Source organism: Actinosynnema sp. NPDC020468 (genome assembly GCF_040642015.1).
GTDB lineage: Bacteria > Actinomycetota > Actinomycetes > Mycobacteriales > Pseudonocardiaceae > Actinosynnema.
Genome location: NZ_JBFAEO010000004.1, coordinates 71,607 through 97,602 on the forward strand (window position 1 = coordinate 71,607; position 25,996 = coordinate 97,602).

At 71.3% G+C, this 25,996-nt stretch carries 7 protein-coding genes; 5 read left to right on the plus strand and 2 right to left on the minus strand.

Annotated features, from left to right (window positions below; all coding sequences use genetic code 11):
- Positions 1 to 3: 3 nt before the first annotated feature.
- Positions 4 to 534 carry a hypothetical protein gene (locus tag AB0G50_RS05210; RefSeq protein WP_360102464.1) on the minus strand — a complete coding sequence of 177 codons (531 nt, stop codon included), beginning with the start codon at positions 532 to 534 and terminating at the stop codon, positions 4 to 6.
- On the opposite strand from AB0G50_RS05210, the gene AB0G50_RS05215 reads away from it, so the two are divergent.
- From AB0G50_RS05215 to AB0G50_RS05235, 5 genes are all read left to right on the plus strand, one after another.
- Positions 479 to 21,544: a hypothetical protein gene (locus tag AB0G50_RS05215; RefSeq protein WP_360102466.1), complete on the plus strand. Its 21,066-nt coding sequence runs from the start codon at positions 479 to 481 to the stop codon at positions 21,542 to 21,544. The two genes, AB0G50_RS05210 and AB0G50_RS05215, sit on opposite strands and share 56 nt — an antisense overlap.
- Before the next feature lie 269 nt (positions 21,545 to 21,813).
- Positions 21,814 to 22,236 (plus strand): succinate dehydrogenase, cytochrome b556 subunit, encoded by a 423-nt coding sequence (gene sdhC, locus AB0G50_RS05220; protein WP_360102468.1) that lies wholly within the window; start codon positions 21,814 to 21,816, stop codon positions 22,234 to 22,236.
- A gap of 2 nt (positions 22,237 to 22,238) precedes the next feature.
- Positions 22,239 to 22,649, plus strand: coding sequence for a succinate dehydrogenase hydrophobic membrane anchor subunit (locus AB0G50_RS05225; RefSeq protein ID WP_360102470.1), 411 nt, complete (start codon positions 22,239 to 22,241; stop codon positions 22,647 to 22,649).
- Positions 22,650 to 22,673: 24 nt separating this feature from the next.
- A complete protein-coding gene (sdhA, locus tag AB0G50_RS05230; protein WP_360102472.1) occupies positions 22,674 to 24,425 on the plus strand; it encodes a succinate dehydrogenase flavoprotein subunit in 1,752 nt (583 codons plus the stop codon).
- Positions 24,425 to 25,207 (plus strand): succinate dehydrogenase iron-sulfur subunit, encoded by a 783-nt coding sequence (locus tag AB0G50_RS05235; RefSeq protein ID WP_360102474.1) that lies wholly within the window; start codon positions 24,425 to 24,427, stop codon positions 25,205 to 25,207. Before sdhA ends, AB0G50_RS05235 begins: the two co-directional genes overlap by 1 nt.
- Before the next feature lie 17 nt (positions 25,208 to 25,224).
- On the opposite strand, the gene AB0G50_RS05240 is transcribed toward AB0G50_RS05235, so the two are convergent.
- Positions 25,225 to 25,815, minus strand: a complete 591-nt coding sequence (locus AB0G50_RS05240) for a GNAT family protein (RefSeq protein WP_360102476.1) — start codon at positions 25,813 to 25,815, stop codon at positions 25,225 to 25,227.
- Positions 25,816 to 25,996 lie beyond the last annotated feature (181 nt).

Genomic DNA, 25,996 nt, shown 5'->3' on the forward strand with positions numbered 1-25,996 from the left:
GGCTCAGACCTCGAGCACGCCCAAGCCCGGCGCGGACCTGAACCCGCCGCCGGTCGGGTCCACGCCGGTCGGGTCCGGGTCGCGGTCCGCCGTGTTGCCGGAGAACTCCACCCCGTCCACCACGACGCCGTCCACCACGACGCCGCCGAAGCAGAGCACCCCGGCGAAGAGCACCGACTCGAGCTCGCAGACCACCCCGGTCGTCGCGCCGATGCTGCCCAACTCGCCGTTGGGCGACAAGATCAGGAAGGCGTTCGGTCGAGGCACGCCCACGACCACCACCGGCGGCAACACCAACCCGAACGCCGGCACCAGCACCACCACGAACACCACCACCGGCAACCCGCCGCCGGTCATCACCGTCACCCCGCCCACCGGCAACACCAACACCGGCAACACCAACACCACGACGACGGTCACCCCGCCGCCCAACCCGAACCCGAACCCCAACCCGAACCCCGGCGCCCAGAACCCGATCGTGCCCGGGAAGAACCTCCCCGACTTCGTGCAGAACGGCCGGGCGCTCGGCGCCATCGCGACCGCCAACCCGCACGGCGTGCCGCAGGTCCTCACCGCCGCCACGAACCTGCTGCCCCGGATCGACGGCGCGACGCCGCAGGGGATCGGGCAGATCGAGACCGCCATCAACGGCAACTTCGAGTCGCTGCTCGGCACCGGCCGCAAGTTCCCGGTCCGCGTCGGCAACATGAACTACGAGATCCAGGTCGTCGCGACCCTGCACCCGGCGCCGTCCACCGCACCGCCGACCACCTCCACCAAGGTGGACATGGCGACCAACAGCGGGTCGACCACGTCGTCCACGACGCAGGTCTCGACCACCGGCGACATCGGCACCTCCGTGCTGTTCGGCACGAGCGTGGGTCCGTACGGCCAGGTCGGCGCGAAGGCGCAGTTCGCCCGCCCGTCCGAGACGAACACCTCGCAGACGTCCACAGTGGACAACCGCCAGATCAGGTCGGGCAAGAACTCCACCAACGCGGTGGTGCCCGTCACCTACACGTTGACGCTGATCAACCCGCAGAACGTCGCGGGCACGCCGGTCACCGTCCCCGGGCCGGTCACGCCCAACACCCCGAACCCGGGTCCCGTCGACATCACGCTCAAGATCCCCGACGAGATGACCAACCTCACGCCGCCGCCCGCGACCACCAACCCGGTCGCCACGCCGGCGGACGGGAACTGGGGCGCGAAGATCGAGCACCCGGCGCCCGAGGCGGTCACGTTCGACGGCAACGTCACGCCGGACCAGGCGTTCACCGACGTCGCGAGCAAGCTGCCGCCGTCGGTCACGAAGATGGGCGCGCCGGGCCGGACCGAACTCCAGAACTTCCTGAGCCCCACCAACATCCGCGACAACGCGGGCGCGATGCTCAACGGCTGGATCACCTCGCCCGACCTGGTGAGCCCGAACAGCTCGTACGCGAGCGCGGTGCAGATGCGGTTGACGCCGATCAGCGCGGAGCTGGTCGGCACGACCTCGGACACCCAGCTGCGCATCCACGAGTCGGCGACCACGAGCAGCTCCGTGTCGGCGTCGACGAAGAGCGGTTTCGACGTCAACATCGCGGTCGGCGGCGGCGCGCTGGTGCCGAAGACGGTCGGTGGCACGGCGGGTTTCGTGGGCGGCATCTCGTCCAAGAACACCGAGACCTCCGGGTCCGGAACGGTCAGCGGCAACAAGTCCGGCATCGAGATCAAGTCCGAGACCGGGCTGTACAAGGTGACCGCCAACCTGGAGGTCAAGACACCCAGCGGGCAGAACGTGGTCGTGCCGACGACCGTGTACATGCGCATCGGCACGTTCGAGGCCGCCGCGCACGGTCTGCCGGTGCAGCCCACGTCCAAGACGACCTTCGTCGCCGGCACGCCGAACACCCGCCACGCGCCGCCCTACCTCGCGTCGCAGGTCGCGAGCGGTGGCGCGAAGGTCGGCGAGTTCGCGCCGGCCAACGACGTCAAGGGCCACGTCGAGACCGCGTTGAGCGGCATCCCCGGTTTCGACGGGTTCCTGCCGAAGTGGAACACCACCGCGAACCCGCGCACGTCGGGCAAGAACTTCGCCGACGTGGTCGACGCGATGGCCAACCAGCGCAAGCTCGACACCGAGCTCAACCGCGCCGCGCTGACCGCGAAGATGGACACCATGCTCGGACCGGGCGTCACGGTCCAGCTCAAGCGGCGCGGCCTGTGGTCCAACGACTACGTCAACGTCACGGTCAAGGCGACGTTGCGCAACCCGACCCACCTCGGCCAGGTCGACGGCCACGCGGTGCGCGGCTCGGCGTCGGCGGCGCCGAAGCTGGACAGCTCCACGACCGTCCAAAAAGGATGGAACGCGGGCGTCGAGGGCAGGCTCGTGGTGCCGACGGTGTCCGGCGGGAACCTGGTGACCCCGGCGCCGAACGTCAGCGCGAAGTACAACAGCTCGACCTCGTACAAGACGTCGTCGGGCGCCACGGCGAACACCACGACGCTCAGCACGGGCGGTTCGAAGGCCCAGGTGTTCCAGCACGACGTGGACATCACGGTCGAGGTCACCAAGTTCAGCGCCCACCGCGCGTGGGTGAAGCGGCTGATGCCTGGCTCGCCGAGGATGAAGCTCCCGGAGCCCCAGGTCGTGGCGATGACCAACCCGAACCCGGCGCCGAACGCGACCCCGAACACCACCGCGACGCCGAACGCGACGGCCACGCCGAACGCCACCCCGAACACCGCCGCGCCCAACACCACCGCGACCCCGGCACCGAACCCCGCACCGACGGTGTCGCCCAACGGCGTCCCGATCGCGGCGAACGTCGCGCACATCCCGCCGATCGGCGGCAAGGTCAACTTCTGGGTGCCGGACGGCGCGACGTTCAAGACGCCGCCGAACGCCTCCCCGATCGGCGCGCCGAACCCGCAGCCGATCACCAACCCGCCGACGATCGCGGACCTGGTCAGCGGCAAGTGGACCTCGCCCGCGCCGGCCACCACCACCCCGGCGAACACCCAGACCCCCGCGAACACGCAAACGCCCGCGAACACCCAAACCCCGGCCGCCACGACGACTCCCGCGCCCGCCACCCGGAACAAGTACAACCTGCTGCACGTCGACGCGGTCGCGAACACCGGTGCCATCCACGCCGAGGCGCTGAACGTGCTGAACCGGGCGTCGAACGCCGACGGCTCGCTGACCAGCCTCGGCACCCAGGCCCGCAACCAGATCGACAAGATGTTCAGCGCCGAGAACATCAAGGCGCAGCTGCCGATCTCCTCGAAGACCGGCATCCAGGAAGGCGGCATGAAGTACAGCCGCCGGGTCGCCGACCGCACCGGCGCGATCGGCATGAGCGTCGAGCTGTCCAACCCCAAGCTGATGTCGTTCTCCGACGGCACGCCGACCGAGAACGCGATCACCGGTGGTTTCAAGACCGGTGACAGCAAGGCGACGAGCAAGTCGATCGACCTGGCCGGGACGCTGAACGTGCCGATCAAGGCCGAGACCGAGGCGAAGGCGTCGGGCAGCATCGGGCCCACGGCCAAGTGGACGCCGTGGTCGAAGTCGGACACCACGGCCCGCGAGGTCGGCGGCGAGGTGTTCCGCAACAAGCGCAGCCAGGCCCAGCGGACGTACTTCGTGCAGCTGGACGCCAAGGTGAACGTGGTCGCCGAGTCGCGCAACGCCAACACCCTGCACAAGGGCACGACCAGCCGCGCCGGGTCCACCGTGGACATGCCCGGCAGCGTGTTCGTCCGGGTGGACGAGGCGACCGCGCGCCAGATGGGCCTGCTGCCACCGGTTCCGGCGCACGTCGGCAAGATCCAGTTCCCCGGCATGCAGACGCCGAAGCTGTTCACCCCGGCGCCCACGCCCGCCGTCGCCACCCCGGCCACCACCACGCCGGCCAACACCACACCCGCCAACACCACACCCGCCAACACCACGCCGGCCACGAACCCACCGGCCGTCACCCCGACGCCGACCACGGCCACGCCGGCGACCACCCCGCCGGTGGTGGCCCCGACCCCGGTCAACCTGGGTCTGAGCCACATCGAGACGGTTCCCGACCTGTCGAACCTCGTGCCCGAGCTGCGCACGAACCTCGCGCGGCTCGGCACCGACCTGATGCCGACGTCGGTGCTGGACGACTCGATGAACAACTTCCAGCGCATGGTCGACCTCACGTCCGAGGCGAGCGTCAAGGCGCTGATGGACAGCGCGCTCGACGGCGGCGTCCCGCTGCTGGTGCACAAGCCGGGCACGTTCGGCAAGAACAGCTACCAGGTCACGCTCAAGGCGGTGCCCGCCGGTCCGCCGACGTTCGTCAAGGCCACGCACGACGGCTCGGACATGGAGCACGCGTCGACCGGCTCGCAGAAGGACACCGAGCAGCACGGCAAGGGCAAGGCCTGGAACGTCGGCATCCGCGCGCAGGGCAGCGGCATCCCGCAGACCTCGAACCCCGACCTGACCGTCGGCGTCGGCGCGATCGGCACCGCGACCGTCGGCCAGGCGCACACCAACTCGACGTCCACGTCGACCACCGAGCAGGCGGGCAACCTGCGGCAGGCGCTCGGCCCGCAGGCCCACTACACCGTGCCGCTGAAGTTCGAACTGGTGGTGGAGCGCGGCGACGTCGAGCTGGGACGGGTCGAAACCGCCCAGCCGCAGGACATGACGGTCCGGCTGCTCGCGGACAACATGAAGGTGTCCACGCCGACCCGGCCCGCGCCGCCGCCGTTCACGAAGTCGGTCTCGGTGCGGCCGAACGCGGAGGCGCGACCGGCGAACATCACCGCGTGGCAGCAGAGCGGCCACCCGGTGGACGTGCCGACCACGAACACCTCGGTCGAGGGGTTCCGGGGCGCGGCGGAGCTGCGCGAGGCGTCGATCCGGGCGCTGACCGGCGCGGGCGCGTTCGGCGGCATCACGGCCAAGGGCTCCGGCTCGCGCAACGCGCTGGAGACCACGCTCAGCTCGGAAACCCTCCAGCCGACGTTGATCGGCATGAACTCGACCCCGCTGGACGTGCCGGGGCTGCACGAGGCGACGCTCGGCTTCGGCCAGCACGCGTCGCTCAAGATCTACAGCAAGATGGTCAACCCGCGGCTCGCCGGCATCAGCGACACGATCGCCCTGGAGAACCCGACCTCCACGACGTCGGCCACCTCCAGCGACTCCAAGCACACCGAAACCGGTGACGTCACGATCGGCGTCGGCGCGACCAACGTGACGTCGAAGCAGTCGCCGGACCTGATCTTCGCGTCCCCCGGCATCGACACCAAGCACGGCTCCGAGGTCGCGGACACCAACGCCGGCGGCGAGACGAGCAACAAGTCCCAGAACCCCAAGGCGGGCGGGCGTTCCGGTCTTGTCGACGTGGACATGGAGTACCGGATCGTCGCCGACCTCGGCGACGGCCGGATCCGGGTGGTCGACCTGACGATCCCGGACTCCGTGCAGCTGCGGATGCCGGCGCCCCAGGTCGAGACGGTGCTGGGCAAGCCCTTGACGCCGTTGAACGCGCCGCAGACCGACGTCAAGAACGCGGCGGCCGAGTGGCGCAAGGCCGAGGCCGCGGCCGAGGTGTCGCTGCACAAGGCCGAAGGCCTGCACACCGACATCGCGAAGGCCACGCAGACCGTGGCGAACGCCGACACCGTCGTGACGAACGCGACGAACGCCCACGCCCCGAACGCGACGGCGGTGGCCGACCGGACGGCCGACGTCACGGCCGCGACCGACCGGCTGAACACCGCGAACGAGGCGGTGCGGCAACGGGTCGAGGAGCTGCGGCGGGCGCAGGAGCCGTTGACCGACCTGGACAACACCCTCGCCGGAGCGAAGTTCAGCGCGCAACACCTCGACTCCGACGTCACCGCGCTGGGCGACAAGCTCGCGGTGGCGCAGCAGGCGGTGGCGAACACCACCCTGCCGCCGACCGACTCGCCGGACTTCGCCCGTGCCCAGGCCGACCTCCGGGAGCGCCAGGACCGGGTGGCCGACCTGACGGCCGAGTTGCAGGAGCGGACGAACGAGCGGGCGGCCGCCGACGGGCGACGTCAGCAGGCCCAGAACGCCTTCGACCGCGCGAACGCCGAGGCGATCGCGGCGCAGGGCAGGCTCGCGACGGCGCAGACCGAGGTGACGACGAGGACCGGCGAGCTCGACACGGCCAACAACAACCTGCACAACGCGGTGCAGACCGCGGCGGGCACCCAGGCCACGCTCGACACGGCGATCGAAAACCGGGACGCGGCGGTGGCGGCCGTCGACCTGCTGCAAACCGACCTCGACACCACGCTGAACGAGCTGGCCGACCTCCGCGACGCGGCGGACGTGCGGCAGAAAGCCTGGTGGGACGCCAAGATCACGCTCGACGAGGGCATCGACACGCTCAACACCCCGCCGCCGCCTCCCCCGCCGGCCACCCAGCAGGGCGGCTCGACCCAGCAGCCGAACACCACCCCGAACACCCAGCAGGGCAGCACCACCCCGCAACCGAACACCACCACCGGCAGCACCTCGACCACCAGCGGCAACACCCCGATCACCACGCCGGGCAACCAGCAGGGCAGCACCACCCAGCAGCCGAACACCACCACCACGCAGACCAACACCACACCGGCACCGCCCGCGCCGCCGTTCGCCACCGACGTCCCGGCGCCCCGCTCGACGCCTGCGGTCGACCCCACCGCGAGCCCGAACGCCACCCCGCGCACCGCGCGCCCCGAGCAGTCGTTCGACTTCGCGCCGGGCGACACGAGGCTGTCCGACGCCCAGAACGCCAGGCTCGACGCGCTCGCCACCGACCTCACCGACGCGAAGTCCCAGCGCGACCGGCTCGGCTACCTGCCGCCCAGGGTCGAGGTGTCCGGCGCGAACGCCCAGTCCGTGCGCGCCGAACTCGTCGCCAAGGGCATCGACGCCGTGGTCCGCCCCGGCGGTCGCCCGGACGGCGCGGACGTCCACGTCGACTGGGACCTCAAGCGCCCCGAGGGCTACGTGCCGCCGGCCGCGCCGAAGTCCACCCCGATGGCCCAGCCGGTCGTGATCACCTCGACCGACCTGCCCGCCCGCTCGGAGCTGGACGACCCCAAGTGGCGGCACAGCACCGACAGCACCGCCGACTGGTTCGACAACACCACGCCGGTGTCGAACGACGCGATCGCCGACGCCCGCCGGAACACCCCGCCCACCAGCTGGGTCCGCGGCGAGGACGGCGGCATCCTGGACAACTCGAAGGTCGGCCCCGACGGGATCGACCTCAAGGCGTGGCGCGGCCCGATCGCCTACGACGTGCGCACGTTGGACATCGACGGCGTCAAGGTCAAGGACCTCACGGTCAAGATCCACTTCGACGGCAACGTGGACGCCCGCACCGAGGTCGAGGCCCGCGCCCGGGCCGGGATCGACGAGTTGTTCAACCAGGGCAACAAACTCCCGTCCGGTGAACAGCTGCACGTCACGGTCGAGTTCGTGGACAACCCGGCCGACGCGCACAGCACCGTCACGCTGACCGACCCCGACGGCCGCGCCAACCAGCTCAACTGGCCCGTCGACACCGACCAGCGGCGCCTCGCGCACGAGGTCGGCCACTTCATCGGCCTGCACGACGAGTACTTCGAGACCACCGACGTCAAGCCGATCTTCCAGCACCAGGACGGCAAGGGCCGCGTCGTCAACGACAACGCGCCCATGACGCAGGGCATCGACGCCGACGACGCGAGTCTCAAGCCCCGCAACGCGTGGCTCATCGACAGCCGCATGAAGGCGTTGGAGTCGTTCACCAACCCCACGACGGCCTTCGACGTCGACCAGAACGTGCAGGCGCCCAACGCGCCGGGCCTGCGCGACCTGTTCCGGCCGACGCCGACGCCGGCGGCCGCGATCCCGCTGATCGTGGTGACCCCGGCGCCGGCCTCGGTGCTGCCGACCACCACGCTGCCGGACTTCTTCCAGGGCAACCACGCGCTGGGCACGATCGCGATCACCGGCGTGCACGGCACCGACCGCGTCACCACCGCGGTCACGACCCTGTTGCCGCCCAACGCGAACGCGACGCCCGAGGGCATCGACAAGATCGACCACGAGCTCACCACCAACTTCGAGTCGTTCCTCGGCGAGGGCCGCACGTTCCAGGTCAAGCAGGGCAACGAGTGGTTCGACGCCAAGGTGCAGGCGGTCATGAACCCGCCCGCCGCGACCCCCGCGCCCGCGCCGAACCCCAACGGCAGCAAGCCGCTGCCGGCCAAGGTCGACCTGGTGACCCAGTCGGGCTCGTCCAGCTCGACCACGACCACCGTCGCGACCTCGAACTCGCTCGGCATCACCGCGACCGCGAGCCAGGGCATCGGCGCGTACGGGTCGATCGGCGTGAGCACCCCGCTGTCCACCCCGACGTCGACGGTCACCCTGCAATCGTCCACTGTGGACGAACGTTCGATCCGCTCCGGCGACGCGTCGACCCAGGTGTCCGTGCCGGTCACCTACAACGTGACGCTGACCAACGCGCAGGGCACCCCGATCGGACAGCAGGTCATCGACACCGACCCGGGCACGACGGTGGACCTACAGATCCCCGACGACCTGGCGAAGCTCAAGAACACCGACAACACGCAGGGCGCGATCACCCCGCCCGACGCCGACTGGGGCGCCAAGGTCGAGCACGTGGTGCCCGAGGCCGTCGTCGTGCTCGACCCGGACCAGGCGTTCACCGACGTGGCCGCCGAGCTGCACCCGTCGATCACCAAGCCGGGCGCGGACGGCCGCACGGCGCTGCGCGAGTTCCTCAGCGGCACCAACATCCGCGACAACCTCGGCGCGATGCTCACCGGCCAGGTCACCTCCAAGCTGCTGACCAGCCCGCACCTGGCCTACGGCAACGCGGTGCAGATGAGCGCGAAGCTCACGTCGGCCGAGCTGGTCGGCTCGCACGACTCGGCCCAGCTGCGCCTGCACGACTTCTCGACCAGCGGCAGCTCCGTCACCACCTCGACCACCAGCGGCTTCGACGTCACGGCCTCGGTCGGCGGCGGCGCCAACGCGCAGGTCGTCGAACTCGGCTCGGCGGGCATCACCGGCGGCTACTCGGCGAAGAACACCGAGTCGTCCACCTCCGGCAGCAGCGCGACCAACCGCACCGGCATCCAGGTCAAGGGCAACTCGGGGCTGTACAAGGTGACCGCGGACGTCACCGTGCGCACGCCCAGCGGCACCGACGTGGTCGTCCCGGTCACCACCTACATGCGGATCGGCCTGCCCGAGGCCGCCGCGCACGGCCTGCCCGTGCCGCCCGGCACCCAGCCCGGCATCACCAAGCCCACCGCCGAACCCCGGTTCGAGCCGCCGTACCTCAAGGAGGGCCTGGCGGCGGGCAACATCAAGGTCGGCGAGTTCACCGCGGCGAGCAACGTGCAGCCGCAGGTGGAGTCGACGCTGAAGTCGCTGCGCGGCTACGGCGACTTCCTGCCCAGCTGGGACACCCCGACCAACCCGAGGCACCGCAAGAACTTCTCGGACATCGCGCTCCAGCTGGACAACCAGCGCAAGCTCGACACCGAGCTGTCCAAGGCGGCGCTCAGCGGCAAGATCGACAGCCTGATGGGCCCCGGTGTCCAGGTGCAGCTCAAGCGCCAGGACGGGACGAAGACGCACTACGTCAACGTCACGGTCAAGGCGAAGCTGAAGGACGGCACGCACCTCGGCCAGGCCGACAACCGCAACATCCGGGCGTCGTCGGCGGTGGCGCCGAGGCTGGACTCCTCCACCACCACGACCAAGGGGTGGAGCGCGGGCATCGAGGGCCGCGGCGGCAAGGTCACCAAGCCGGGCGTCTCGACCGTCACCCCCGTCGCGGGCGCGGCGGTGAAGTACACCAGCGCCACGTCGACCAGGACCAACGCCGGTCCCACGGTCAACAACCTGTCGCTGAACACCGGCACCGCGCACTCCCAGGTCTTCGACCACGACCTGGACTTCGAGATCACGATCACCGAGTACAGCCGCAACCGCTCGTGGGTCAAGCGGGTCACGCCCGGGTCGCCGTTCCTCCAGGTGCCGCGGGAGCGCGTGGTCGCGCGCACGGTCGACCCGGCGAACCCGGTCGACCCGACGAACCCGAACGCGCCCAAGGAGATGCCGGCCATCTCGGGCAACGTGCACCTGTGGGTGTCGGACAGCTCGGCGATGAAGACCGACCCGGCCGCGTTCAAGCCGGGCGACCCGACGGTCGCGAACCTGGACACCACGATCCACCGCATCCTCAACCCGAGCACGCCGCGCACCCCGCCGCCGGACTGGATCCACGTCGAGGCGGTCGCGAACGCGGACAAGCTGCGGGACCAGGCGATCGCGCTGCTCAACGAGTCCGCCGGGCAGGGCACCGCGCTGACCGTGCCCGGTTCGGACGCGCGCAACCAGATCGACCGGATGTTCAGCCCGGAGAACCTGAAGGCCTCACTGCGCCGCGCCGGCGAGAACGGCGTGCAGGAGACGGGTCTGAAGTACGACCGGCGGGTCACCGACCGGACCGGCGCGATCGGCATGGCGGTGAAGTTCGGCAACGCCAAGCTGGTGTCCGTCTCGGACGCCACGCCGAGCGAGAACATCATCTCCGGCGGTTTCCGGGCCGGTGACGCCAAGAGCACCACGCAGTCGGTCGAGGGCAGCGTCAACGCCGGCTTCGCGGCCCGGCCGGACAACCCGAAGCCCCAGGGGGCCGGCGGTTTCTCGGCCACCGCCAAGTGGACGCCGTGGTCGCGGACCAAGGGCACGGCGACCGAGGTCGGCGGCAGCATCGACCGCAACACCGTGCGCCCGGCGACCAACCGGACCGTGCTGGTGCAGCTCGACGCCACGTTCGACCTCGCGGCCGAGAGCCGGTCGGGCAACGCGCTGTACAAGGGCACGCCGCGCACCGCGGCGAAGTCCGTGACGATGCCGGGCAGCGTGTTCGTCCGGGTCACCGAGGACGTGGCGCGCGACCTCGGGGTGCTGCCGCCGCTCAAGGACATCGCGCTCGACCCGCTGCCGCAGATGCAGTCCCCGAAGCGGTTGCACGCCAACGAGCCCGGCTCGCTCGGCCTGTCGATCATCGAGGACGTGCCGGACCTGACGACGACGGTGAACGACCTCGTCACGCAGCTGAACGAGAACACCGGCGGCCGGGTGGCCGCCCCGCTGATCCCCGAGTCGGTGCTCAACGACTCGATGAACAACCTCCAGCGGCTGGCCGACCTCACGTCGAAGACCAGCATGAAGGCGCTCATCGACAGCGCGCTGGACGGCGGGGTGCCGCTGCTGCTGCACAAGCCGGGCACGGTGATCGGCAAGGACACCTACCAGGTCACGCTCAAGGCGCACATCGGCGAGCCGGTGTTCGACCGCGCGATCAACGACGGCGTCGACTTCGAGCACCGCGTGTCGGGCTCGTCCCGGGACACCGAGTCGCAGGGCAGGGGCAGCTCGTTCGGCATCGGCGCGCGGACACCCGGCCTCGCGGTGCCGAACTCGTCGGGCAACCTCAGCGGCACCGCGGGCGCCGCCGCCGCGACGAACCTCAACTTCGCGCAGAGCCGCACCACGTCCGAGACCGTCGCGAGCCAGGAGAGCAACTGGCAGATCTCGACCGGTCCGGCCGCCCGCTACAACGTCCCGATCCGGTTCGAACTGGTGGTGGAGAAGGGGAACTCGGTCGTCGGCCGCTCGGTGAGCCCCGAGGGCAACCTCGCCGTCCGGCTGCACGCGGACAACGTGAAGGTGGACGCGCCGACCGGCCCGCCCCCGCCGGCGCCCTACCGGGCCGAGGCGACCGCGCGACCGGCCGTCGAGGCCACGCAGCCCCGGATCGACCAGTGGAAGGCGCAGGGCACCCCGGTCGTGCTGCCGCCGACGTCGTCGGTCGAGGCCATCCGCGGCGTCAAGGACATGCGGTTCGGCGCGGTCGCCGCGCTCCAGCGGGCCGGCGCCGGCAACGGGATCACGGGCAAGGGCAGCGGGTCGCTCAACGCCCTCCAGTCGGCGATCAGCCAGGAGAACCTCCAGTCCTCGCTGTCGGAGATGACCCTGGTGCCGCTGGACGTGCCGGGCCTGCACGAGTCGAGCCTCGGCTCGTCCCAGCACGCGAACCTCAAGGTGTACGCGAAGCTGGTCAACCCCAGGCTGGCGTCGGTCACCGACGGCGTGAAGCTGGAGAACCCCAAGGGCACCACCTCCTCGACCACGTCCGACCTGCGGACCGCGGAGACGGCCGACGCGCTGCTCGGCGGGGGCGCCGGCGGGTTCGCGATGGCCGAGAAGGACGCCGCGGGCAACGCGGACCCGGTGCACTCGCCGAACTTCACCACCACGGGGTTCGAGGGCAAGCACGGCGCGGAGTCGTCCGACGGCCGGTCCGGCGCGCCGACCGGCGGCAAGGGCCAGAACATCAAGCCCAGCGGGCGGACCGGCCTGGTCGAGTTCGACGTGGAGTACCGGTTCGTGGCCGACCTCGGCGGCGGGAAGGTCGGCGTGTACGACCTGGTCGTGCCGAACTCGGCGGACGTGCGCATGGGCGCGCCGGACATCGAGGCCATGCTGGGCAAGGACTTCGCCGACACCGACCTGTCGACCGCGCAGGACACGTCGAAGAAGTCGGCCGAGACCTGGCGCAAGGCCGAGATCGCGACCGACAAGGCCCGCTACACGGCGCAGGACCTGATCACCAGGACCGCGCCGGAGATCAAGACCGCCGGTGACGCGGTCACGGCGCGGGACGGCGAACTCCGGATCGCGCGCGACGCGCACCGGATCGAGTTCGACCGGATCGAGCCGCTGCGGGCCACCGCCGAGGACCTGGGCACGACCCTCGACAAGGCCGAGGCGGACGCGGAGACGTGGCGGCTCGCGGAATCCCGGCTGGCACCGGAGGCCCGGAGCGCCAACGAGGACGCGGCCCGTCTCGGCCAGGCCGCGCGGGACCTCGACACCGAGGTCCGCACGCTGGAGAACGACGCGCGGCTGGTCGGTACCGCGTTGACCGACATCCAGCGCGTGGTCGACACCTCCGAGCCGGGCCTGGCCCTGGACCAGGCGGTGGAGACCAGGGACGGCGCGCGGTACCGGTTGCGGGAGCTCGAGTTCCAGCTGGAGGACGCGCGCGTGCGGCTCGACGAGACCGCGCGGCGCCACGAGCGCGCGGTCGAGGTCGCGACCGAGCTCGACGGCCGGCTGGACCACGCCTCCACGGAGCTGGGCAAGGCGAACGAGACCGTCCGGACCACCCGCGAGCGCCTTGACGACGTCGACGGCAGGTTGACCACCGCGATCGAGGCCGAGAAGACCACCCGCGACGAGGTCGCCAAGGCCGAGCGGCGGCAGCAGGACGCGGCGGACGAGCACGCCCGGCTGCTGAAGGAGGTCGCCGACGCGGAGGCCGAGCTGGACGCCAAGCGCCGGGAAGCCCACGCGGCGCAGGCGAAGTGGTGGACCGACCGGGCGGCCGTCGACGCGCAGATCACGGCGTACAACAACGCGCCGCCGCGGGTCGTGCCGGCACTCGACACGAACGTCACGCCGAACCCCGGGAACCCGCCGCAGAACGGGCAGGGTTCGTCCGGCAGCGCCACCTTCGCCTCGCCCTCGGCGCCGCCGCGCGCGGACGTGACGCCGCAGCCGATGGCCGTGCCCGAACCGGTGACGCCCAGGTCCGCGCCCGTCGGCGCGAAGCCGGAGCTGTCGTTCGAGGTCGCACCCGGCGACACCGCGCTGTCCGACGCCCAGACCGCCCGGCTCGACTCGCTGGCCACCGAGCTGGAGTCGATCACGCGGTCCCGCGAGCGGCTGCGCTACCTGCCGCCGACCGTCGAGGTGTCCGGCGCGCACGCCCAGAGCGTCAAGGACGCCTTGGCCGCCAGGGGCATCGACGCCGCGGTCCGCGCGGACGGCCGCACCGACGGCACCGACGTCCACGTGGACTGGGACCTCAAGCGCCCCGAGGGCTACGCCCCGAAGCCCGCGCCGGTGTCGACCCCGATGGCCGAGCCGGTGGTCATCACCTCCGAGGACCTGCCCGCCCGCACGGAGCTGGAGAAACCGGGTTGGCGGCACGACACCGCGGCCACCGACGCGTGGTTCGAGAACGCCACACCGGTGTCGAACGACGCGATCGCCGACGCCCGCCGCACCACCCCGCCCACCAGCTGGGTCCGCGGCGAGGACCACAGCGTGCTGTCGAGTTCGGCGGTGGCCGCGGACGGCATCCGGATCGACGGCCAGCGCGCGCCGATCGCCTACGACGTGCGCGCGTTCGAGGTCGACGGCGTCAAGGTCAAGGACCTCACGGTCCGGATCCACCTCGCCGGCAACGCGGACGCCCGCACCGAGGTCGAAGCCCGCGCCCGGGCCGGGATCGACGAGTTGTTCAACCAGGGCAACAAACTCCCGTCCGGCGAACAGCTGCACGTCACCGTCGAGTTCGTCGGGCACCCGGCAGCGGCGCACGCCACCGTCGCGCTGACCGACGCGGAGGGCCGCGCCGACCAGCTCAACTGGCCCGTCGACACCGACCAGCGGCGGCTCGCGCACGAGGTCGGCCACTTCCTCGGCCTCCAGGACGAGTACCACGAGACCGACGCCGTGAAGCCGATCTTCCAGCACCAGGACGGCAGGGGCCGCGTCGTCAACGACAACGCGCCGATGACCCGGGGCATCGACGCGGACGACGTCCGCCTCAAGCCCCGCAACGCCTGGCTGATCGACAGCCGCATGAAGGCGCTGGAATCGTTCAACGACCCCAATCCCGCCCCGCCGGCCCCGCCGCGCACCGTCCCGGCAGGACCGCCGGTCACCCCGCCCCGGATGCGGCCGACCACCCGGCTGACCCCGATCGAGGACTTCGGGACCGACCACACCGCCCCGTGGCTGCACTCCGAGAAGTGGGTGTCCGGCCGGGACATCGCGGCGGCCCGCGCCGCCACGCCGGTGACGTCCACCGTCGCGGCGCCGACCGCGGACCTGCCGAGCGGCCAGGTCGCCTACGACGTCCGACGGCTCACCGTGGACGGCGTCCCGGTGCACGAGGTCACGCTCAAGATCGCCATGGTGGCGGCCGACGGCGTGGACCCGGCCCACCTGAACACCATGAAGCAGTGGACCGCCTACGCCGCCACGCAGCACTTCAACCGCGGTTACAACCTGCCCAACGGCGAGCTGTTCGCCCTCAACGTCGAGTTCACCGACAACCCGGCGGACGCGCACCAGACGATCACCGTCGTGCCCGGCGGCCACCGCGGCGCGGCGGACGAGTGGTCCGAGGCCGCCAACTCGAACCACCTCGGGGGCAAGGTCGCCCGACTCCTCGGCCTGCCGCCGGAGTCGGCCGCGCCGATCGACGACAACAGCATCACGGGCCGGCGCGCGGACCAGGTCGGCTCCGAGCTCAAGCCCCGGCACCTCCAGCGGCTCGCGAGCGACATCGGCACGTACGGCACCGCCGTGCCGCCACCCGCGGGCCACCAGCCCGCCGCGGTGGCGACGCCCGCACCCGCGCCCGCGCCCGACAACTCGGCCCCGGTCGTCGTGCCCACCACCTCCCCCGAGACCAAGGCCTTCATCGACCGGGTGCGCGCGGGCCGCACCCCGGAGCAGACGCTGGACTTCTTCTGGCGCAAGGCGGACCTGGACACCCTCGTCGCCGACGTCACCGAGGCGACGGCGAAGCGCGCGGCCAGGGGCTACCTCCCGCCGGTCGTGAAGGTGTCCGGGGTGCAGGCGCCGCTGGTGGTGGCCGCCCTGGGCAAGCGCGGCGTCAAGGCGACGGTCGACTGGTCGCAGAACGCGATGGCCACCTCGGTCAGCGTCGACTGGGACCCCAAGCGGCCTCCGCGCACCACGCCACTCCCGGAGCCGCTGGTCCGGCCGGACGACTCCCCCGAGGTGCTGGACGACCCGGCGCACAAGCCGATCGACCCGAAGCTCACGACGCTGGACGACGAGACCTGGCGGCACAACCAGGCGCCCACCGCCCCCTGGTTCCGCCCGAAGAAGTGGGTCGCCCCCGAGGCGATCGCCGCCGCACGCGCCTCCGCGCCCATCGCCTCGCGGGTGCGCGGCGAGTACCGGATGGTGCTGAGCACCGCGGCGATCACCCCCCACCGGTTCTTCCCCAAGGCGGTCGCCGGAACGGCCGGCTACGACACGCGGACGTTCGAGGTCGACGGCGTCCGGGTCCGCGACTTCACCGTCCGGATGAAGCTGACCCCCGACGCGACGGTCACCCCCGAGCAACTGGCGAAGGTGAAGGCGTACGCCGCCGCCGGCGTGGCCGACCTGTACAACCGCGGCTACCACCTGCCCGGCGGCGAGATGTTCAACGTCACGGTGGAGTTCACCGACGACGCCGCCGACGCGCACCACGTGATCAGCATCTCCGAGAGCCACACCAGGCCGAACCAGATCTCCTGGCCGCCCACGATCCTCCCCAACGTCGCCGCGCACGAGATCGGCCACAGCCTCGGCCTGATCGACGAGTACGTCGAGGTCACCCCGGTCAAGCCGGTGTTCTCCCGCCGTCCCGGCGTCGGCTCGTCACAAACCGACAACAGCCTGATGAACGAGGACACGGAAACGCCCACCGCGGCGATCAAACCGCGCCACCTGTGGTTGATCGAAAACCGGCGGATCGCGATGGAGTCGACCGCGCCACCGGCGCCCACCGCCACCCCGCACCCGGCCGTGGCGCCCATGAACGCCCCGATGGCGGACGTCGACTCGGACACCTCGTCGCTCTACTCCGACGTCTCCTCGGAGATCGACGACGTCGACGCCCGCTCGCTGTACTCGGACCTCTCGTCCGTCGCCGACTCCGACGACCTGGCCTCCTCCCAGGAGGTCCACGACGTCGCGGTGCCGGAGACGCCCACTCCGGAGACCGCGCGGGTCGAACCGCCGCCGCTGCCGAAGGCCGACCCGCTGGAGTACGGCACCGACCACAACGCGCCGTGGTTCCACTCGGAGCACACCCGGTTCCCGGAGGCCATCGCCGCCGCGCGGACCCAGGTCCCGGTGAGCCGCACGGTCGCCTACCCGTCCGGAGACCTCGACTCCGGCCACGTCGCCTACGACACCAGGCTGATGGTCGTGGACGGCGTCCCGGTCCGCGACATCACGCTCACGCTCGACCTGGGCGCGAACTCCCTCCACCCCGACGACCTCGCCGCGCTGACCGAGAAGATCGGGCGCGGCGCGGAGAGCGTGTTCAACCGGGGTTACGACCTGCCCACCGGCGAACGCCTCAACGTGACGGTCGAGTTCACCCTCAACGGCTCCGGGCACCAGGCGGTCAGCGTGACCGGGCACAGCGCCGACCGCCCGGACGTGATGTCCACAGTGGACTCGGAAGCCCTGCTCGCGCACAAGGTCGGCCGGCTCCTCGGCCTGCCGCCCGAGCCCGTCGGCACGATCGCGGGCAACAGCGTCATGGGCGTCCCGGGTGCGCACTCCGAGCTCGAACCCCGCCACCTGATGCGGCTCGCGCACCACCTCGAAGCCGACGGCACGGTCGTGGCGTCGCAGGTCGAGGGCCACGAGTCCGCGATCCGGGCGGCGACCTTCGTCGACGCCCACCGCGCGCGGCTGGAAGCGCACGCGGCCGCCGTGCCGCCCGTCGACCCGGCACGGCTCGTCGTCACGCCGGAGAAGCAGGCCGAACGCGACCTGCGGCGCGGCCCGAACCGCCCCGAGCAGGTGCTGGAGAAGGGCTGGCAGCCGGCCGAGCTCGACACCCTGATCGCGAACGTGCACGACTCGACGGTGGTCCGCGCGGACCGGGGCTACCCGCCGCCGGCCGTCGTGGTGTCGGGTCCGGACGCGCACCAGGTCGCCGCGCTCCTCGGCATTCGTGGCATCAGGGCGACCGCCACGGCGACCACCGGCACGTCGACCGGCGTCCACGTCGACTGGACCCTCCCGGGCACGTCGACCCCCGACGCCACCCCGGGCACCGAGCCGCCGACCGCCGACCACACCCCGGTGGCCGAACCCGTCACCGACCCGCTGACCGACGAGACCTGGCGGCACAGCGAGGCCTCGACCGCCGACTGGTTCCACGGCGCGAAGTGGGTCGACCACGACGCGATCGTCGCGGCGCGCGCCACCACCCCGATCACCAGCCGGGTCCGCTCCGAGGTGGCGATCCCGATGACGCACTCGGTGGTCACGCCCGACTTCGCCGACCTCCGGCTGACCACCGGGAAGGTCGCCTACGACACCCGGTCCTTCACCGTCGACGGCGTCCCGGTCCGCGACTTCACCGTCAAGGTCAAGCTGACCTCGCAGGACGGCACCACGCCGGCGCAGCTCGACGCGGTGAAGCAGACGACCCGCGAGGGCGTCGACACGCTCTACAACCGCGGCCACCACCTGCCCTCCGGCGAGATGTTCCACGTCACCGTCGAGTTCACCGACGACGCCCGGGACGCCCACCAGGTCGTCCACGTGTCGCCGAACACGACGCGGGAGGACCAGTACCACTGGGCGCCCACCTCGACCCCGGCCACGCTGGCGCACGAGATCGGGCACACCCTCGGCCTGCACGACGAGTACCTGGAGGTCGACCCGGACAAGACGGTGTTCCAGCAGCCGACCGGCGGCCGGGAGACCGCGGGTCGGGTCCAGGGCGACGACACCCTCATGGGCTCGCGCTCGGGCCGACCCAACCCGAAGATCAAACCGCGGCACCTGTGGCTGATCGACAACCGCCGGATCGCGACCGAGTCCACCGCGCCCGCCAAGCCGGGTCTGCGCCGACCCGAGCTGATCACCAACCCGGACAAGGGTCGCGCCGCGCCCGAGGTCGTCCTGGGCTTCGACAGCGACGCGACCTCGTTCACCCCGCGCCAGGTGGCGCGGCTGGAGGAGTTCGCCGCCGAGATCACCGAGGCGGTCACCACCCGGGACGCACTCGGCCGGTCGCGCCCGGCGGTGTGGGTCGACGGCGCGCACTCCTCGACCGTCGCCGCCCTGCTGCGCCGCTTCGGCGTGGACGCCGTCGCGACGCCCGGAGGCCTGCCGGACCGCGCCGCGGTCCACGTCGACTGGAGCCCCGACCTCCTCGAACCGCGCGAACTCGCCGAACCGCTGACGCCTCCGACCGAAGCGAGGTACGGCGCCAAGACCCAGCAGCCGCGGACCACCACGCCACTGGCGCCGGACTCCTCGCCGCAGCAACGACTCGCGCACTGGGAAGCCGAAAGCCGCCGCCTGGACGCGGAACTCGCCGACGTCGAGGACCGCGCCCGCCTGACCGAGTTCCGCGAAGCCCACCTCCGCAACCGCGCGGAGTCCGGCGACACCCGGGCCCGGACCGAACTCCCCACCGCGATCTCCGACCACGCCGCCACCCGCGCGGAACTGGACGACACCCGCGCCCGAGCCCGGGACGCACACCGCCTGGCCGACATCGCCCGCGCGAACGTCGAAAACCACACCCGGCCCGACTCCGACTCCGACGACGCGTACTCCGACCGGTCCTCGGACGTCGGCGACCACGACACCACCGACCGCTCACTCCCGATCGGCGCCACCCTCGACTACGAGATCGACACCGACGGCGCCGTGCCGCCGTTCACCCGCAACGACCGGACCCCGGTGCTGCGCGAGAACCCCGCCGGCTTCCCGTCCGTCGTCGTGGAGCAGAACAGCACCCCGGTCGACAAGCCGCCGCTGGTCTTCGCCGACGACGGCACGATCGCGGTGCCGAGGTCCGACGCGGACAGCTCCTTCCAGGAGTTCTACGCCACCGAGGCCGTCGTGGCGGACGCGAACACCCACCTGCGCGAGAACGGCAGCATCCTGGAACTGCGCGCCGTTCCCGGCAACGGCGTCCGCCGACCGGGCGGCGAACGCCTCGTCATGGTCAAGCCGCACTTCACGCGGCGACCGCCCGACGTGTGCAACGAACTGGCCCAGAGGATCACCGGCCGACCGCTCAACAAGGTCGTGCTCCGCTCGCCCGACGACGCCACGCCGGTGGTCGGGCGACTCGCCGACTTCGACGGGCAGCGGTTCGCGGGACTGCACGAGATCGCCTACATGGTCGCCCTCGACGTGCACGACCCCGGCTTCACCGCGACCGGCGAGCAGGTCGCGGAGGTGCTGGGCGCGACCACGGCGATCACGAAGGTCGCACCGGGCAGGCCGTACGGCGAGGCGCTGCGCCCCGGTTCCGCGCAGGGCGCGCACCTGGACGCCGTCGCGGAACGCCTGGGGATCAACCAGTTCGCCGTGGCCCGCAAGGGCGAGTCGTACATCGCCCAGAGCATCGACACGCTCGACGTCGACGAGGACGGTCGCGAGCGGCTCGGGTCGGCGGCGACCGGGCACACCTGGTCCTACCACGTCACCCCGGTGGTCGCCGAGAGCACCGACGGCCGCTCCCAGGTCAGCGTCGAGGTGGGCCGCCAGTCCGCGCTGCGCGTGCGACTGCTGGACCGCGCGGTGGACGACAACATCGCGCGGCACGGCCACGAGCTCGACGCCCTGGCCCAGCACCCCTCCGAGCGGGTGCGCCACCTCGCCACGGCGCTGTCCGCGGTGTCGCGGCTCCGCGCGGAGGCCGAGCTCGACCCCGCCGACCGGGGCAAGTCCGACGCGCACCGCGCCGCCCGCACCCGGGCGCGGGCCCTCCTCAACACGCTGCCCGACCCCTCCGGCACCTGGTTCGTGCGCTCGTTCGGTCGGAACGCCGGCGACACGTACTTCGACCACTCGGCCTCCGACCTGAAGCAGGAGAGCCGGCTGGTGGTCGTCGCGGCGGGCGAGGCCCAACCGGGTCACCGCCAGGTCGCCATGGCCGGGGCCAAGCACCTCGACCCGGCCGCCGTCGCCGACGGCACGGTCGACCTGCCCGAGCGGAGCAGCCTGACCGGCACCGCGACGGACGCCGTCAACGCCGCGCTCTGGCGGGCGCGCAACGGGCTGCCGATGCCCGAGATCCACCTGCACGGCCAGGGCAACTCGCACCTGCACGCCACCCGCACCGGGCAGCAGCGCGCCGACGTCGCCGCCGCGTGGACCAGGGCCGAGGTGGTGCGGCTGCTCGCCGAGCGGCAGGCGGGCGTGCCGCCGGAGCACCGGCTCTCCCCGGACGCGATCAGGATCGTCGCGGTGTCGCACGGGCGCGGTCCCGGACCGGACGGCGGCACGCCGACGCCGGAATCGCGCCGCAACGTGAACGCCGAACTGGTGCTGCCCGACCGGCCGACGCCGCCACCGGCGTGGACCGGCGCGCAGCTGACCCACCTGCTGCGCACCGAGAACGGCCCGATCAGCGCCACCGTGCTGAACTCCGGATTGGACCCGAACGGGTTGGCCCGGCTGCTGGGCCACGCCGAGCACATCGTGCGCACCGTGAGCGGACGTCCGTTCACGCCCGCGATGACGCCCGAGTTGGCGCACGTCGCGCTGGTGCTGCTCACCAACGGCGAGCAGGCCGCGGTCCAGGTCGCGGGAGCCATCACCGCGGCACCACCGGCCGGCGGCACGGGCACCCACCAGCGCGTTTGAGCACCCGCCGACGGCGTCGGAAACCCTCCGGCGCCGTCGGTCCGCACGAGGGCGCCACTCCCCTGTGGACGGAACATGTCACCAGGTCGAGTGACCCGCGCCGCACGTCAGCGCCGAAGTGTACCGATCAAGCCGCGACACCGTGTCTCGTCGCTCACAGAGCGGGTCCGGCCGTTGGGTCGGCCACCACGCTCGGGTCTAGCATCCGGGGGTCAAGGTCGGCGTAGAACGCGCGACCAGTCCACCACTGACGCTGGAGGCCGTTGCGCATGGCCGGCACCACCGCTACTGAGCGGGCGGGCACCTCCCGAGGAGGCGGAACGCTCTACCGCGGCGACCTGGGCATGTGGTCCTGGGTCGCGCACCGCATCACGGGCGTGCTGACGTTCTTCTTCCTGTTCGCGCACGTCCTGGACACCGCGTTGGTCCGCGTGTCGCCGGACGCGTACGACAAGGTCATCGAGACCTACAAGAACCCGGTCGTGAACCTCTTCGAGGTCGGCCTGGTCGGCGCCGTGCTCTACCACGCGCTCAACGGCCTCCGCGTGATGCTGGTCGACTTCTGGTCCAAGGGCCCCAAGTACCAGCGCCTGATGCTCTGGGTGATCCTGGTGATCTGGGCGGGCGTCATGGCGCCCGGCGCCTACTACATGATGGCCCGCACGCTCAACGACCTGTTCGGGGGTAGCTGACGATGAGCGAGCTGACCCTGGCCAAGCCGCGCAGCCCGCGCCGCCCGGCCGCCCGCCGCAGCAACGGCGAGCTGTACGGCTGGCTGTTCATGCGCATCTCCGGCCTCGCGCTGATCGTGCTCGTGCTCGGCCACCTGTTCATCATGAACCTCCTCGACGGCGGTGTGCACCGCATCAACTTCGGGTTCGTGGCGGGCCGCTGGGCGTCGCCGTTCTGGCAGTTCTGGGACCTGTCGATGCTCTGGCTCGCGCAGATCCACGGCGGCAACGGCCTGCGGACGGTCATCAACGACTACGCCCGCAAGGACGCCACCCGGTTCTGGCTCAAGGTGCTGCTCTACGTGTCGATCGTGCTGGTGATCAGCCTCGGCTCGTACGTGATCTTCACCTTCGACCCGAACATCACCAACTGACCCGTCCCGGGGAGTGCTGTAGTCATGCAGTTCCACAAGTACGACGTCGTGATCATCGGCGCGGGTGGCGCCGGGATGCGCGCGGCCATCGAGTCCGGGCAGCGCGCCCGCACCGCGGTGCTGACCAAGCTCTACCCCACGCGGTCCCACACGGGCGCGGCGCAGGGCGGCATGTGCGCCGCGCTGGCCAACGTGGAGGAGGACAACTGGGAGTGGCACACCTTCGACACGATCAAGGGCGGCGACTACCTGGTCGACCAGGACGCCGCCGAGATCATGGCGAAGGAGGCCATCGACGCGGTCCTCGACCTGGAGAAGATGGGCCTGCCGTTCAACCGGACGCCCGAGGGCAAGATCGACCAGCGCCGGTTCGGCGGCCACACCCGCAACCACGGTGAAGCCGCCGTGCGCCGGGCGTGCTACGCGGCCGACCGCACCGGTCACATGATCCTCCAGACGCTGTACCAGAACTGCGTCAAGCACGGCATCGAGTTCTTCAACGAGTTCTACGTGCTCGACATCTGCCTGACCGAGACCGAGGACGGCCCGGTCTGCACCGGCGCCGTGGCCTACGAGCTCGCGACCGGCGAGATCCACGTCTTCCACGCCAAGTCCGTGGTCTTCGCGACGGGCGGTTTCGGCAAGGTCTTCAAGACCACGTCGAACGCGCACACGCTGACCGGCGACGGCATGGGCATCGTCTTCCGCAAGGGCCTTCCCTTGGAGGACATGGAGTTCTACCAGTTCCACCCGACCGGTCTGGCGGGTCTGGGCATCCTGCTCACCGAGGGCGCGCGCGGCGAGGGCGCGATCCTCCGCAACGCCTCGGGCGAGCGGTTCATGGAGCGGTACGCCCCGACCATCAAGGACCTGGCGCCCCGCGACATCGTGGCCCGCTCGATGGCGCTGGAGGTGCTCGAAGGCCGCGGCGCCGGTCCGAACAAGGACTACGTGCTGCTGGACTGCACGCACCTGGGCGCCGAGGTGCTCGAGACGAAGCTGCCCGACATCACCGAGTTCGCCCGCACGTACCTCGCGGTCGACCCGGTGAAGGAGCCGGTGCCGGTGTACCCGACCGCGCACTACGCGATGGGCGGCATCCCGACCAACATCCACGGCGAGGTGTTGCGGGACAACGACAACGTGGTCCCGGGCCTGTACGCGGCCGGCGAGTGCGCGTGCGTCTCGGTGCACGGCGCGAACCGGTTGGGCACCAACTCCCTGCTGGACATCAACGTGTTCGGCCGCCGGGCCGGCATCGCGGCCGCGGACTACGCGAACGCGCACGAGCACGTGGAGCTGCCGGAGAACCCGACCGCGTCGGTCGAGGCGCAGGTGGCGCTGGCGCTGTCCGAGCACGGCGAGGAGCGGGTCGCGGACATCCGCACCGAGCTCCAGGCCACGATGGACGCCAACGCGTCGGTCTACCGCACTGAGGACACGCTCAAGCAGGCGCTGCACGACGTGCAGGCGCTCAAGGAGCGGTACCAGCGGATCTCGGTGCAGGACAAGGGGAAGCGCTTCAACACGGACCTCCTGGAGGCCGTGGAGCTCGGCTTCCTGCTGGAGCTGGCCGAGGTCCTGGTGCACGGCGCGCTCGCGCGCAAGGAGTCCCGCGGCGGCCACGCGCGCGAGGACTACCCGAACCGCGACGACACGAACTTCATGCGCCACAGCATGTACTACAAGCAGGGTGACGGCCTGGCGGCGGACATCCGCCTCGACTACAAGCCCGTGACGTTCACCCGGTACCAGCCGATGGAGCGCAAGTACTGATGACCGCTACCGCTGAAGTCTCCACGGGATCGCGCGGCGCCCAGCCCCCGGTGCCGGACGGCGCGATCACCGTCACGCTGAAGATCCGCCGGTTCAACCCCGAGGTCGACCCGGAGCCGCGCTGGGACTCCTTCGAGATCCCCGCGCTGCGGTCGGACCGGGTGCTCAACCTGCTGCACTACGTGAAGTGGTACCTGGACGGCACGCTGACCTTCCGCCGGTCGTGCGCGCACGGCATCTGCGGCTCGGACGCGATGCGCATCAACGGGGTCAACCGGTTGGCGTGCAAGGTCCTGCTCAAGGACCTGCTCGCGGGCGGCGGCAAGCAGACCACGATCACCATCGAGCCCATCAAGGGCCTGCCGGTGAACAAGGACCTGCTGGTCGACATGGAGCCGTTCTTCGAGGCGTTCCGCGCGGTCAAGCCGTACCTCATCACCTACGGCAACGAGCCCACGCGCGAGCGCATCCAGTCGGCCGCCGACCGCGAGCGCTTCGACGACACGACGAAGTGCATCCTGTGCGCCTGCTGCACCACGTCGTGCCCGGTGTACTGGACCGAGGGCTCCTACTTCGGCCCGGCCGCGATCGTCAACGCGCACCGCTTCATCTTCGACAGCCGCGACGAGGGCTCCGAGGAGCGGCTGGACATCCTGAACGACATCGACGGCGTGTGGCGCTGCCGCACGACGTTCAACTGCACCGACGCGTGCCCCCGCGGCATCCAGGTGACCAAGGCGATCCAGGAGGTCAAGCGCGCGCTGCTGTTCAAGCGCGTCTGACCCGGCGAACCGCCCGCTCAGGCCTCCCGGACCACCGGTTCGGGAGGCCTGACGTCGTCAAAGGGGTGCCGCGCGGCGAACTCGTCCACGGTCAGCCCCAGCAGCACCACGTCGTGGTGCCTGCCGCCGAAGAACTCGTGGTCCCGCAACCGGCCCTCCACCCGGAACCCGAGCGACTCGTGCAGCGCGATCGACGGCTCGTTGAAACCGTAGACGCCCACCCCGCACTTGTGGAACCGGCGCTCGGAGAACATGAACCGCATCAGCAGCACCACGGCCTCGGACGCGTAGCCGAGCCTGCGGTGCTCGCGCCCGATCGCGATGCCGCACCGGAACCGACCGGCGCGCCGGTCGACCGCCTGCGTGCTGACCGAACCCACCAGCGCGCCGCCCGCCAGTTCCTCCACGGCCAGGAACAACTCGTCCTCGGACTCGTTGCGCGCCTGCGCCTCCGTCCACGCCCGGTAGCCCGCCGCGGACCGGGGCAGCCGCACGAGATCACCCGCGCGCACGTCCTCGGTGTGCTCGTCAAAACTCCGGAACGTCTCCCAGTCCTCCGGCTCGACCGCCCGCAGCCGAACCCTGTCACCAGCCCACATCGAGGTCATGCCCCCACCCTACCGAGCCGAAAACCGTTGGGGGAAAAGGGTTTTCGTCCTCCCAGTGGTGCGCGCGACCGTGCTGAGCAGCGACTACGTCGGTGCGCGCACCATCCCGTCGAACCCGCCGACGCCCACGACCGGGGCCGTGCACCCCGCACCACCGGAGCGCGCGATTTCCGCCGCCACA

Coding starts and splice junctions, on each gene's coding strand:
- AB0G50_RS05210 (WP_360102464.1), bottom strand. CDS start 534: ATGGCGCCGAGCGCCCGGCCGTTCTGCACGAAGTCGGGGAGGTTCTTC.
- sdhC (WP_360102468.1), top strand. CDS start 21,814: ATGGCCGGCACCACCGCTACTGAGCGGGCGGGCACCTCCCGAGGAGGC.
- AB0G50_RS05225 (WP_360102470.1), top strand. CDS start 22,239: ATGAGCGAGCTGACCCTGGCCAAGCCGCGCAGCCCGCGCCGCCCGGCC.
- sdhA (WP_360102472.1), top strand. CDS start 22,674: ATGCAGTTCCACAAGTACGACGTCGTGATCATCGGCGCGGGTGGCGCC.
- AB0G50_RS05235 (WP_360102474.1), top strand. CDS start 24,425: ATGACCGCTACCGCTGAAGTCTCCACGGGATCGCGCGGCGCCCAGCCC.
- AB0G50_RS05240 (WP_360102476.1), bottom strand. CDS start 25,815: ATGACCTCGATGTGGGCTGGTGACAGGGTTCGGCTGCGGGCGGTCGAG.